This is a genomic window from Micromonospora sp. NPDC049836, assembly GCF_044465125.1.
Lineage (GTDB): Bacteria > Actinomycetota > Actinomycetes > Mycobacteriales > Micromonosporaceae > Micromonospora.
This window is the reverse complement of record NZ_JBITLH010000015.1, coordinates 55741-67722: the sequence shown is the minus strand read 5'-3', so window position 1 is coordinate 67722 and position 11982 is coordinate 55741. Positions and strand designations below refer to the sequence as shown.

Sequence of the window (11982 nt, the reverse complement as noted above, 5' to 3'; positions counted from 1 at the left end):
CGGGCGGTCGGGGACTCCGCCGGCCACCGCGCCCGCCGCCCGGCCGGACGGCCTGGTCACCGCGCTGCACATCGACCCTGTCGGGGCGTTCCCTAGCGGCGGAAGTCTCGGTAGTCTGCTCAGCCATGCCAGCCCCGGTTGCCCCCGCCGAGAAGCGCACCCCGCTGCTCTCCGTCCTGTTCTGGGTCGGGGTGGGGTGTGCACCCCTGGCCGCGCTGATCCTGCTCGTCGCCGACGGCAACGGTCCGCTGCGGTTCGGTGCCGTGCTGGCGATGCTCGCCGTGGTGCTGATCGGCCTCTCCATCGCGCTCCGCGCGGACGGCGGGGCGGCGGCGGTCGGCGTCGACGAACTCCGCGACGAGCTGGAACAGCTTCGCCGTGAGCTGCGCGGCGAGGTCGTGGCCGCGGCCCAGCGGGGCAACCAGGCGCTCGACCAGGTCCAGCGGACCGAGGAGTCGGTCACCGCCCTGCGTCGCCGCCTCGACGCGGCGGCCGCCGGGATCGCCGCCGCCGCGGGCCTCACCGCCTCGCCCGCCGAGGAGCCGCCCGGCGGTCGCGCCCGGGTGCCGGCGGCCGACGGGTACGGCGGCCAGCCGGCACCGGAGCCCGCCGCGGGCCGGCGGCAGGCCGCGGTCGACGACGGGCCGGCCCGCCGCGCCCAGCCCGGCACCCGTTACGGCGCGGACCGGGCCGGCGCCGACCGGCCCCAGGCCGGCGTGTACGGGGCGCCGCGCGCGCCGGAGCCGGACGGCCGGCCGGAGCCGGGCCCCCGCCCGGTCGGCGTGGTGCACCACACCGAGACCGTGCACGTCACCACCCGGCACACCATCGTGGACGGCGGCACCGACTCCGGCACCCGGTACGGCGGCTACCCGGGCCGCTGGTCCCCGGCACCGGAGGAGCGCGGCTTTCCCGGCGCGGAGTCGGAGGAACGCCCGTGGTCCGACTCTCGCGACACCGGGGAGGAGCGGACCGGCGCCGGCGGTGCCTGGCCCGAGCCCGGCGCCGGCCGCGACCACCGCGCCCGGGGCGACCAGGGCGGCGTACGGGACGACCGGGACCGGCCCGGTCCGGCCACCGCCTGGAACGACCGGCCTCCGACCGGACCGGCCGGATCGCGGGACGGCGCCGGCGGCGGCCCGGTGCGGGAGCACCCGTGGGCGCGGGCCGGCGGCGCGGGCGGGCCCGGCCCGGAGGCCGACCGGTCCTGGTCGGCGGCGCGGGCGGGCGGGGATGATCCGCGCTCCTGGGCGGCGGCCCCGGCCGGGCCGGACGACGACCGGTCCTGGGCACCGGGCCGCCCCGGGGCGACCGACGACCGCCCGGCCGGCCGGGCCGGCCGGCGCAACGAGATCGAACCGCCCGGTCCGGGTGAGCAGGCCGGCTGGGCCGGCCGGGACGACCGTGGCTGGGCGGACCAGCGCGGCGAGCCGGGCTGGGCGGACCAGCGCGACGAGGCCGGCTGGGCGGGTGCCCGCGACGGGCGCGCCGAGCCCGACTGGACCGCCGCCGGCCGGGACGAGCGCGACCGGCCGGTCGCCGGCCAGGACGAGCGCCACTGGACGGCCCCTGGCCGGGACGAGCGCGACTGGCGGGCCGCCGGTCGGGACGAGCGCGACTGGCGGGCCACCGGCCGGGACGAGCGCGACTGGACGGCGTCCGGCCGGGACGAGCGCGACCGGGCCGGACAGGGTGCGGAGTGGAGCCAGCCGGGCGGGACCGGCTGGTCCCCGCCCGAGCCGTCGGGTCGGGCCGCCGAGGACGACCCGGACGGGGCCTACTGGTCCGAACTGCGCGCCGGCAACCGGTGGGCCTCGGTCCGCGACGACGCACACGGCCGGGAGGTCCAGGTCGGGGAGCGGCGGGCGGTGGTGCACGCCGACGGCGGCGGCACCGAGTTCCGGGTGGAGGACCGGTGGGCGGCCGTCCGGGAGCCGCGCCGCGACTCCGCCAGCTACGGCGGCCGGCCGGACGCGACGTCCGGATGGTCGGACGCCGGCCAGGCGGCGCTGCCGGCGGGCGGGGTGCCGGTACCGGAGGAGTGGCGGCCGCCGGCCCAGCGCAGCGGCCAGCCCGAGTGGCGTCAGACCGAACCCGAGCCGGTCCGGCACGCCGCCGACGAACGCTACGGCTACCCGCCCCGGGACGAGGTGCCCCGCGCCGGCGGCACCCGTGGCGCCGACCGCTGGCGCTGACCCAGACCGTCAACCAGGTGAGCAGCGCCCGGCCGTCGGTCCCCGAGCAGCGCCCGGCCGTCGGTCCGCCGAGCAGCGCCCCGGCCCGTCGGTTCGGTGAGCGGTGCGTCCGACCGGGGCGCGCCCTACTTGTCGATGTCGCCGACCACGAAGAACATCGAGCCGAGGATGGCGATCAGGTCCGGTACCAGGCAGCCGGGCAGCAGCGTGGCGAGCGCCTGCACGTTCGCGTACGAGGCGGTGCGCAGCTTGAGCCGCCACGGCGTCTTCTCACCCCGCGACACCAGGTAGTAACCGTTGATGCCGAGCGGGTTCTCGGTCCACGCGTAGGTGTGCCCCTCGGGTGCCTTGACCACCTTGGGCAGCCGGGTGTTCACCGGCCCGGTGAGCCGGTCCACCCGGTCCAGGCACTGCTCGGCGAGGTCGAGCGAGGCGTACACCTGGTCGAGCAGCACCTCGAAGCGGGCGTGGCAGTCCCCGGCGGTCTTGGTCACCACCGGCACGTCGAGCTGGTCGTAAGCCAGGTAGGGCTCGTCCCGGCGCAGGTCCAGGTCCAGGCCGGAGGCCCGGGCGACCGGCCCGGAGGCGCCGAACGCGGCGGCGTCGGCGGCGGACAGCACGCCGACCCCGATGGTGCGGGCCAGGAAGATCTCGTTGCGTCGGATCAGGTTGTCCAGGTCGGGCATCCGGCGGCGGACCTCCCCGATCGCCGCCCGGGCCCGCGAGGTCCAGCCGGCCGGCACCTCCTCCTTCAGCCCGCCCACCCGGTTGAACATGTAGTGGATCCGGCCGCCGGAGACCTCCTCCATGACCGCCTGGATGGTCTCCCGCTCCCGGAACGCGTAGAACATCGGCGTGATCGCACCGATCTCCAGCGGGTACGAGCCGAGGAACATCAGATGGTTGAGCACCCGGTTCAGCTCGGCCAGCGCCATCCGCAGCCAGACCGCGCGCTCCGGCACCTCCATGCCCATCAGCCGCTCGACCGCGAGCACCACGCCCAACTCGTTCGAGAACGCGGAGAGCCAGTCGTGCCGGTTGGCCAGCACGATGATCTGCCGGTAGTCGCGTACCTCGAAGAGCTTCTCGGCGCCCCGGTGCATGTAGCCGACGATCGGCTCGGCGGAGATCACCCGTTCCCCGTCGAGCACCAGCTTGAGCCGGAGCACGCCGTGCGTGGACGGGTGCTGCGGGCCGATGTTCAGCACCATGTCGGTGCCGAGCTGCTCGCCGCCGGCGCCGGTGCCGACGGTCAGCTCGCGGAGGTCGCCGGCGTCGGTGGTCATGCCCGTCATCGTGCCACGAGCGGATCGTGGGTGAGGCCGACCGGTTGCCGCAGCCACCAGTGCCCGCCGAGGCCGGCCGGGTCGGTCAGCTCGGCCACCACCGACGCGTCGGCCAGCGCCCGCACGTACCCGGCCGGGTCCCGGGAGGCCAGGCTCAGCGGCGGTCGCCCGCCGTCGGCCCCGAGCGCCCGCAGCGCCTCCCGCTGCGACACCAGGGTGTACGCACACCGGGCGACCCGCTCACCGGCGGAGGCGACCGAGTCGATGGCCACGTGCGCGGTGATGTCACAGGACCCGTCCGGTACGGGCGCCACCTGCCGCCCGCCCCGGTACCCGGTCAACGTCCCGTCGACCGGCCGGTCCGCCCGCAGGTGCCCGTAGTCCACCGCGAGCGCCAGTCCCCGGTCGAGGTGTGCCACCGCCGCCGCCCAGGCCTCGTCTCGGGTCCTCCCGATCTCGGCCCTTGCTCCGGTGGGAGGTTCCGGGCGGCCCGAGGCTCCGGCGGGAGGTTCCGGGCGGCCCGACGTTCGGGTGGGGGGTTCCGGGCGGCCCGACGTTCGGGTGGGGGGTTCCGGGCGGCCCGACCGGCTCCGGGCGGTCAGGCTTGATCCCTCCGCCGGCCGGGCCGCCCGGAACCCCTCGGTGGTCGAGCGGGTCGCGTCGCTCGCGGCTAACGGCCACCACAGGTCCAGCCAGTCGGCGTCCTCGGCGTCGACCGGATCACCCGTCGACTCCTCGCCCGTCGTCGGGTCCACCAACAGATACCGCCAGCTCCCGGGGGTGTACACCGCCAGGTCCAGCGGGACGTTGTCCAGCCACTCGGTGGCCACCAGCAGGCCCGTGACGCCCTGCGGGATCTCGTCCACCCACTCGATCTCCGCCGGCAGGTCGTCCGGCCGGGCCGACTTCTCGACCGCGATGAGGCGTACCCGCTCGGCCAGCGGAACCGGCGCGGCGGGTGACGATCCGGCGGAGACCGGCCGGGCCAGCGAGGGCGACGGGCGGACGGCGGCTGTGGTGGTCAGGGTTTCGGGGGAGCCCGCCCGCGGAGGGATCAAGCCTGACCGCCCGGAGCGGGCGGGCTCCCCCGAAACCCCCACGGCGACCGACAGCGACCGCAGCAGTTCCCCCCGACCAGCCCCCACATCCACCACGTCAAACGGAACGGGATGGCCGAGCGCGGAGTCGAGAGAGGTGAGCAGCCGCAGCAGGCAGGACGCGAAGACGGGGGAGGCGTGCACGCTGGTGCGGAAGTGGGCGGCCGGTCCCGGGCCGGAGACGAAGAAGCCGTCCGGCCCATAGAGCGCCCGGTCCATCGCGAAGCGCCAGGGGAGCGGCTCGGTAGAGGTCACCCGGCGACGGTACGGGCCCGGTGGCGCTCGACGCAGCCGTCCGCCGGGCCGAGGGCGGCAGCACGCCCGGATCGGGCGAGGACCCCACCTGGACCGACACCTGACGCGACCGCTGAAATCGGTTTGCCGGGGTCGGTGAAGGTTTTCACACATCCTTGTTTCGGCTCTGTGGCCCCGGCGCATACTTGCCATCGACCGGTACCCCCTTCGAGGACTGGATCGATTGCCATGAGCGCACCGCTGCGCCCGCGTCCGGCCACCCCGCCGCGGGCCGCCGACGCCCCGCTCGTCTTCCCGCGCACCCTCACGGTCGGCGTGCTCGGCGCCGGCCGGGTCGGCGCCGTGCTGGGTGCGGCCCTCGCCGCGGCCGGCCACCGGGTGGTCGCCGCCGCCGGCGCCTCCGGCGCGACCCAGGCCCGGATGGCGCTGCTGCTGCCGCAGACCCCGACCCGCTCCGCCGCCGCGGTGGCCCGCGCCGCCACCGATCTGCTGATCGTGGCGGTTCCCGACGACGCCCTCGCCGGGGTGGTCGCCGACCTGGCCGAGGCCGGCGCGCTGCGCCCCGGCCAGGTGGTCGCGCACACCTCCGGCGCGCACGGGCTGGCGGTGCTGGCCCCGGCCGCCGCCGTCGGCGCGCGGCCGCTCGCGCTGCACCCGGCGATGACCTTCACCGGTACGCCGGACGACCTGGGCCGGCTGACCGGGATCTCGTACGGGGTGACCGCTCCGGCCGAGCTGCGCGCGTTCGCCGCCCGGCTCGTCACCGACCTGGGCGGGGTGCCCGAGTGGGTGGCCGAGGGCGACCGGCCGCTCTACCACGCGGCGCTGGCGCACGGCGCGAATCACCTGGTGACCCTGGTCAACGAGGCGGCCGACCGGCTGCGCGACGCCGGGGTGGACCGGCCGGAGAAGGTGCTCGCCCCGCTGCTGCGGGCCGCCCTGGAGAACGCCCTGCGGCTTGGTGACGACGCGCTCACCGGCCCGGTGTCCCGGGGCGACGCCGGCACCGTACGTCGGCACCTGGACCGGCTCGCGGCGACCGCCCCGGAATCCGTACCCCCCTATCTGGCGTTGGCCCGACGGACGGCGGACCGTGCCGTGGCGGCGGGCCGGCTGCGCCCGGCGGACGCGGAGCCGCTGCTGGACGTGCTGAACGGGATCGAGGTGGCGGCATGATCGAGCTGGTGCACACGCGCAAGGAGCTGGCCGCGGCGCGGGACGCGCTGACCGGCACGGTGGCCGTGGTGATGACCATGGGCGCGCTGCACTCCGGGCACGAGACGCTGCTGCGGGCGGCCCGGGAGCGGGCCGACCGGGTGCTCGTCACGATCTTCGTGAACCCGCTCCAGTTCGGCCCGAACGAGGACTTCGACCGCTACCCGCGCACCCTCGACGCCGACCTGGAGATCTGCCGCCGGGCCGGCGTGGACCTGGTCTTCGCCCCGTCGGTGGCCGACATGTACCCGGACGGCCAGCCGACGGTCCGGGTGAACCCGGGCCCGCTCGGCGAGGACCTGGAAGGGCTGAGCCGCCCCGGCTTCTTCCACGGGGTGCTCACCGTGGTGCTGAAGCTGCTCCAGCTCACCCGCCCCGACCTGGCCTTCTTCGGTGAGAAGGACTACCAGCAGCTCGCCCTGGTCAAGCGGATGGTCCGCGACCTGGACGTGCCGGTCGAGATCGTCGGCGTGCCGACCGTGCGCGAGCCGGACGGGCTGGCCCTGTCCAGCCGCAACCGCTACCTGTCGGGCGAGGAGCGGGCGGCCGCGCTGAGCCTCTCCGCCGCGCTGCGCGCCGGCGTCGACGCCGCCGAGCGGGGCGCGGACGCGGGTGCCGTGCTGGCCGCGGCCCACCGCGCCTTCGACTCAGGCGTCCCGGGCGCCCGCCTCGACTACCTGGTGCTGACCGACGCCGATCTGGAGCCGGGGCCGGTCGCCGGGCCGGCGCGGCTGCTGGTCGCGGCGTGGGTCGGCACCACCCGGCTGATCGACAACGCGGGGCTCCACCTCGCGCCGCGTTCCTGACCACCACGACACCCCGCGGAGAGGCGACCCGATGTTCCGGACCATGCTCAAGTCGAAGATCCACCGGGCCACCGTGACCCAGGCCGACCTGCACTACGTGGGTTCGGTGACGGTGGACGAGGATCTGCTCGACGCGGCCGACCTGCTGCCCGGCGAGCAGGTGGCGATCGTGGACATCACCAACGGCGCCCGGCTGGAGACGTACGTGATCCCGGGGCGGCGGGGCAGCGGCGTGATCGGCATCAACGGCGCCGCGGCGCACCTGGTGCACCCCGGCGACCTGGTCATCCTGATCTCGTACGGGCAGATGGACGACGCCGAGGCCCGCGCGTACCGGCCGCGGGTGGTGCACGTGGACGCGGACAACCGGGTCGTGGACCTGTCGGCGGACCCGACCACCGCCGCCCCGGGCACCGCCGGCGACCCGGTGCCGAACCCGCTCGCCGCCGCCCTGAACTGAGGTCCACGCCCTCGGCCCGGCCAGCCTGCCCGGATGCGTCCGTTATCTCCGGTTTGTGGGCGGCCGGCCGGCCGGATGGCCGATAGCGGTCTGTCACCGGAAGGTCATTTCCCGCTACCCTGGGCGGACCGTCGGAATAGACGGTCGTCGGGCTGGGGGAGGCCGCGATGGGCCGTGCGATGCGGAGCCTGGTCGCCACGGTGGCCGCCGTGGGGCTGCTGGCCGGGTGCGCCGCCCGCGGCGGGCTGGACGGGGACCTGACCGACGACTGGCGGGCGCTGCCGGCGCCGGGGCCGTTCACCCCGGCCGCCGGCGTCTGCCAGGTCGCCGACTTCACCCCGACGATCGGCCTCGACGGGTACGAGCCGGTCGACTGTGACCTGCCGCACCGGGTGGAGACGGTGCACGTCGGCGCCTTCCCGGCGGACCGGGCCGCCCCGCCGGCCGGCGGCTCGCCGGAGCTGCGTACCGCCTTCGCCGACTGTGACGCCCGGGCCAACGGGTACGTCGGCGACAACTGGCGGGCCGGCCGGCTGCGGCTGGCCGTGGCGCTGCCCACCAGCGCCGGCTGGGCGGCCGGTGGGCGCTGGTACCGGTGCGACCTGAGCGAGGTGGACACGGTCGAGGCGGCGGCCCGGGTGGTGACCCGGACGGGCAGCCTGCGGGACGCGCTCAAGGGCGCCTCCCCGCTGCGGCTGGGCTGCCAGCGCACCGGCGGGAAGGCCCGGGCCCGGACCCTCACCCCGGTGGACTGCCGCACCGGGCACGACGCCGAGTTCGTCGGGGTCTGGCCGGCGCCGGACCGGCCCTACCCGACGAAGGAGGCCGACTGGGCGCCCCTCTACACCGGCTGCGACACCGTCCTGGCCCGGTACGTCAACGTGCCCGACGACAAGATGCTGCGCTTCCGCACCGGCGTGGTGGTACGCCCGCCCGGCGCGGGCCGCTGGGCCGCCGGTGACCGGGGCGTCCGCTGCTACCTCTGGCTCAGCGACCGGACGGTGACCGCCTCGCTGAAGGGGGCCGGCCCGGCGGGCCTGCCGGTCCGGACGAGGTAGCCGGAACCACTCGTCCCGCCCCCGCCGCCCGCGATGAGGGACGTTCGGGTTGACTGTGCTCATGGACCTTCCGACCGTCGAGCTGCCGGCCCTGCCCGGGCTGCTCGCCGCGCCCGCACCCGGCTGGGTGGAGACCACCGACGTGATCGTGGTCGGCTCCGGGGTCGCCGGGCTGACCGCCGCGCTGCACCTGCGGGAGGCGGGACTGCACGTCACCGTGGTCACCAAGGTCGACATCGACGAGGGCTCGACCCGCTGGGCGCAGGGCGGCATCGCCGCCGTGCTCGCCCCGACCGACACGCCGGCCGCGCACGCGTACGACACCGAGGTGGCCGGCGTCGGCCTGAGCGACCCGGCGGCGGTCCGGGTGCTGGTGGAGGAGGGCCCGACCCGGCTGCGCGAGCTGATGCGGATCGGCGCGGAGTTCGACCGCCACCCGGACGGCTCGCTGATGCTCACCCGGGAGGGCGGCCACCGGGCCGACCGGATCGTGCACGCGGGCGGCGACGCCACCGGCGCCGAGGTGCAGCGGGCGCTGCACGCGGCGGTGCACCGCGACCCGTGGATCCGGCTGGTCGAGCACGCCCTGGTGCTGGACCTGCTGCGCGCCCCCGGCGACGGCCCCGGCGGGCTCGGCCCGGCCTGCGGCATCACCCTGCACGTGCTGGGCGAGGGCAGCGAGGACGGGGTCGGTGCGCTCCTGGCCCGGGCGGTGGTGCTGGCCACCGGCGGCATGGGGCAGGTCTTCGCGGCCACCACGAACCCGTCGGTCTCCACCGGCGACGGGGTGGCGCTCGCGCTGCGGGCCGGCGCGGCGGTCACCGACGTGGAGTTCGTGCAGTTCCACCCGACCGCGCTGATCGTGCCGGCCGGTGGTCCCGGCGCCGGGCTGGCCCAGCAGCCGCTGGTCTCCGAGGCGCTGCGGGGTGAGGGCGCGTACCTGGTCGACGGGGCCGGCAAGCGGTTCATGGTCGGCCAGCACGAGCTGGCGGAGCTGGCCCCGCGGGACGTGGTGGCCAAGGGCATCCACCGGGTGCTGCTGGCCACCGGCGCCGACCACGTCTGGCTGGACGCCCGGCACCTCGGCGGCGACTTCCTGGCCCGGCGCTTCCCGACCATCGTGGCGTCCTGCCTGGCCATCGGGGTGGACCCGGCCGCCGACCTGATCCCGGTCGCCCCGGCCGCCCACTACGCCTCCGGCGGCGTCCGCACCGACCTGCACGGCCGCACCTCCATCCCCGGCCTGTACGCCTGCGGCGAGGTCGCCTGCACCGGCGTGCACGGCGCGAACCGGCTGGCCAGCAACTCGCTGCTGGAAGGGCTGGTCTTCTCCCGCCGGATCGCCGAGGACATCGCCGCCGGGCTGCCCGAGCAGGCGAAGCCGGCCGAGACCGGCGCCTGGGTGGGCGGGCAGGGCTGGGTGGTGCCGGCCGGCGGCACGCCGACCCTGCAACGGGCCATGACCCGGGGCGCCGGGGTGCTGCGGTCGGCGGAGACCCTGGCCGGGACCGCCGGCACGCTCCGCGAGCTGGGCCAGGGACGGGGCACCCCGCGGACCGCCGACTGGGAGGCGACCAACCTGGTCACCGTGGCGTCGACCCTGGTCGCCGCCGCGTACGCCCGGCAGGAGACCCGGGGCTGCCACTGGCGGGAGGACTTCCCGACGGCCGACGACCGGTGGCTGGGCCACCTGGTCGGCGCGATCGGGGCGGAGAGCCGGTTGACCGAGCGCTGGGCGGAACAACCAGTGAGCGCGAGGAGTGAGCCGGTTCTGCGAGCCCCGCAGTCGGGAACGGAACTGGCCCGGTGAGCGGGCCGGTCGGGCGAGCCGGGCGGCCGGGAACGAAGGAGGCACGGTGAGGGAGTCGACTCAGCAGGCGCTGCGGGACGGTGGCCTGGACCCGGAGCGGGTCCGGCGGGTGATCGTCGACGCGCTCACCGAGGACCTGGGCCCGGATTTCCTCGACATCACCAGCGTCGCCACCATCCCGGACGCGCAGACCGACACCGGTGACCTGGTCGCCCGGTCGGCCGGCGTGGTGGCCGGGCTGCCGGTGGCGGCGGCCGTGTTCGAGCTGGTGGGAGAGGTGACCGGGGCGGGCCGTACCGTCGAGGTGTCGCTGGTGGCCCAGGACGGGCAGCGGGTGGCGCGCGGCGATGTGCTGGCCACCGTGACCGGCCCGACCCGGCTGCTGCTCACCGCCGAGCGGACGGCGCTCAACCTGCTCTCCCGGATGTCCGGGGTGGCCACCCACACCCGGGCCTGGGCCGACGCCCTGGCCGGCACGAAGGCGATGGTGCTGGACACCCGCAAGACGACGCCGGGCCTGCGGGCCCTGGAGAAGTACGCGGTCCGCGCCGGCGGCGGCACCAACAAGCGGATGGGCCTGCACGACGTTGCCATGATCAAGGACAACCACAAGGTGGCCGCCGGCGGGATCGGGCCGGCCTACCGTCGGGTCCGGGAGGCGTTCCCGGACGTGCCCGTCCAGGTCGAGGTGGACACCCTGGCCGAGGCGGTGGAGGCGGTCGAGGCGGGGGCGGGCTTCCTGCTGCTGGACAACATGACCCCGGCGCAGCTGCGCGAGGTGGTCGCCGCGGTGGGCGACCGGGCCGAGCTGGAGGCGACCGGAGGGCTCACCCTGCCGGTGGCCGCCGAGTACGGCGCGACCGGCGTCGACTTCCTCTCGGTGGGCGCGCTGACGCACTCCTCGCCGATCCTGGACATCGCGCTGGACCTGCGGGAGGAGTGAACCCGCGGCGGCGCGGGTGCCGACCCGGCGCGCTCCTCGCGCTCACCGCCGCGAGGGGCGCGGTCTAGGCTGCGGTCGTGCTGCTCTGCATCGACATCGGAAACACCAACACCGTGCTGGCGACCTTCGACGGCGACAAGCTGGTGCACAACTGGCGGATCAAGACCGATGCCCGGTCCACCGCGGACGAGCTGGGGCTGATGTTCCGGGGCCTGCTGGCCGGCGACGCCGTGGAGATCACCGGAGTGGCCGCCTGCTCGACGGTGCCGGCCGCGCTGCGCTCGCTGCGCACCATGCTCTCCCGCTACTACGCGGACCTGCCGAGCGTGATCGTCGAGCCCGGCGTACGCACCGGGGTGCAGCTCGCCATCGACAACCCGAAGGAGGTGGGCGCGGACCGGGTGGTCAACACCTTGGCCGCGTACACCCTCTACGGCGGGCCGTCGATCGTGGTGGATTTCGGCACCACCACCAACTTCGACGTGATCAGCGACCGGGGCGAGTTCCTGGGTGGCGCGTTCGCCCCCGGCATCGAGATCTCCTTCGACGCGCTGGCGGCCCGCGCCGCCCAGTTGCGCAAGGTGGAGGCCACCCGGCCCCGCTCGGTGATCGGCAAGAACACGGTGGAATGCCTCCAGGCCGGGCTCTACTTCGGCTTCGCCGGGCAGGTGGACCGGATCGTCGAGCGGATGACCCAGGAGCTGGGCGAGGTCAAGGCGGTGATCGCCACCGGCGGGCTGGCCTCGCTGGTGCTCAACGAGTGCCACACGATCACCCACCACGAGCCGATGATCACCCTGATCGGCCTGCGGATGGTGTACGAGCGCAACCTCTGATCCTGGTGGCGGTGTCCGGGC

At 76.0% G+C, this 11982-nt stretch carries 10 protein-coding genes; 8 read left to right on the top strand and 2 right to left on the bottom strand.

Going from position 1 to position 11982, the window contains the following annotated elements:
* Nucleotides 1-125 precede the first annotated feature (125 nt).
* On the top strand, nucleotides 126-2195 hold the full coding sequence (locus ACIBPB_RS29210) for a hypothetical protein (protein ID WP_396842657.1): 2070 nt from the start codon (nucleotides 126-128) through the stop codon (nucleotides 2193-2195).
* A 125-nt stretch (nucleotides 2196-2320) separates the two neighbouring features.
* Here ACIBPB_RS29210 and ACIBPB_RS29205 read toward each other — a convergent pair whose 3' ends face one another.
* Nucleotides 2321-3490 (bottom strand): NADH-quinone oxidoreductase subunit D, encoded by a 1170-nt coding sequence (locus ACIBPB_RS29205; RefSeq protein WP_396842656.1) that lies wholly within the window; start codon nucleotides 3488-3490, stop codon nucleotides 2321-2323.
* Nucleotides 3487-4833, bottom strand: a complete 1347-nt coding sequence (locus ACIBPB_RS29200) for an SAM-dependent methyltransferase (protein ID WP_396842655.1) — start codon at nucleotides 4831-4833, stop codon at nucleotides 3487-3489. Before ACIBPB_RS29200 ends, ACIBPB_RS29205 begins: the two co-directional genes overlap by 4 nt.
* Before the next feature lie 228 nt (nucleotides 4834-5061).
* On the opposite strand from ACIBPB_RS29200, the gene ACIBPB_RS29195 reads away from it, so the two are divergent.
* The 7 genes from ACIBPB_RS29195 to ACIBPB_RS29165 all read left to right on the top strand — a co-directional run bounded on the left by ACIBPB_RS29195 (nucleotide 5062) and on the right by ACIBPB_RS29165 (nucleotide 11961).
* Entirely contained in the window at nucleotides 5062-6009 is a 948-nt protein-coding gene (locus tag ACIBPB_RS29195; protein WP_396842654.1) for a Rossmann-like and DUF2520 domain-containing protein, read from the top strand.
* Nucleotides 6006-6854, top strand: a complete 849-nt coding sequence (gene panC, locus ACIBPB_RS29190; protein ID WP_396842653.1) for a pantoate--beta-alanine ligase — start codon at nucleotides 6006-6008, stop codon at nucleotides 6852-6854. Before ACIBPB_RS29195 ends, panC begins: the two co-directional genes overlap by 4 nt.
* Before the next feature lie 31 nt (nucleotides 6855-6885).
* Nucleotides 6886-7314, top strand: a complete 429-nt coding sequence (gene panD / locus ACIBPB_RS29185; protein ID WP_396842652.1) for an aspartate 1-decarboxylase — start codon at nucleotides 6886-6888, stop codon at nucleotides 7312-7314.
* 167 nt (nucleotides 7315-7481) lie between these two features.
* On the top strand, nucleotides 7482-8372 hold the full coding sequence (locus ACIBPB_RS29180) for a septum formation family protein (protein ID WP_396842651.1): 891 nt from the start codon (nucleotides 7482-7484) through the stop codon (nucleotides 8370-8372).
* Between the two features lie 61 nt (nucleotides 8373-8433).
* The gene (locus ACIBPB_RS29175; RefSeq protein ID WP_396842650.1) at nucleotides 8434-10182 is read left to right on the top strand and encodes an L-aspartate oxidase; all 1749 of its coding nucleotides are present in this window, start codon (nucleotides 8434-8436) and stop codon (nucleotides 10180-10182) included.
* 46 nt (nucleotides 10183-10228) lie between these two features.
* Nucleotides 10229-11125, top strand: coding sequence for a carboxylating nicotinate-nucleotide diphosphorylase (nadC, locus tag ACIBPB_RS29170; protein WP_396842648.1), 897 nt, complete (start codon nucleotides 10229-10231; stop codon nucleotides 11123-11125).
* Between the two features lie 77 nt (nucleotides 11126-11202).
* Nucleotides 11203-11961: a type III pantothenate kinase gene (locus tag ACIBPB_RS29165; protein ID WP_357316791.1), complete on the top strand. Its 759-nt coding sequence runs from the start codon at nucleotides 11203-11205 to the stop codon at nucleotides 11959-11961.
* The last annotated feature ends 21 nt before the right edge of the window (nucleotides 11962-11982 follow it).

Bases quoted from the DNA above. Each gene is read 5' to 3' on its own strand.
- ACIBPB_RS29210 (WP_396842657.1), top strand. From the start codon at position 126: ATGCCAGCCCCGGTTGCCCCCGCCGAGAAGCGCACCCCGCTGCTCTCC.
- ACIBPB_RS29205 (WP_396842656.1), bottom strand. From the start codon at position 3,490: ATGACGGGCATGACCACCGACGCCGGCGACCTCCGCGAGCTGACCGTC.
- ACIBPB_RS29195 (WP_396842654.1), top strand. From the start codon at position 5,062: ATGAGCGCACCGCTGCGCCCGCGTCCGGCCACCCCGCCGCGGGCCGCC.
- panC (WP_396842653.1), top strand. From the start codon at position 6,006: ATGATCGAGCTGGTGCACACGCGCAAGGAGCTGGCCGCGGCGCGGGAC.
- panD (WP_396842652.1), top strand. From the start codon at position 6,886: ATGTTCCGGACCATGCTCAAGTCGAAGATCCACCGGGCCACCGTGACC.
- ACIBPB_RS29180 (WP_396842651.1), top strand. From the start codon at position 7,482: ATGGGCCGTGCGATGCGGAGCCTGGTCGCCACGGTGGCCGCCGTGGGG.
- ACIBPB_RS29175 (WP_396842650.1), top strand. From the start codon at position 8,434: ATGGACCTTCCGACCGTCGAGCTGCCGGCCCTGCCCGGGCTGCTCGCC.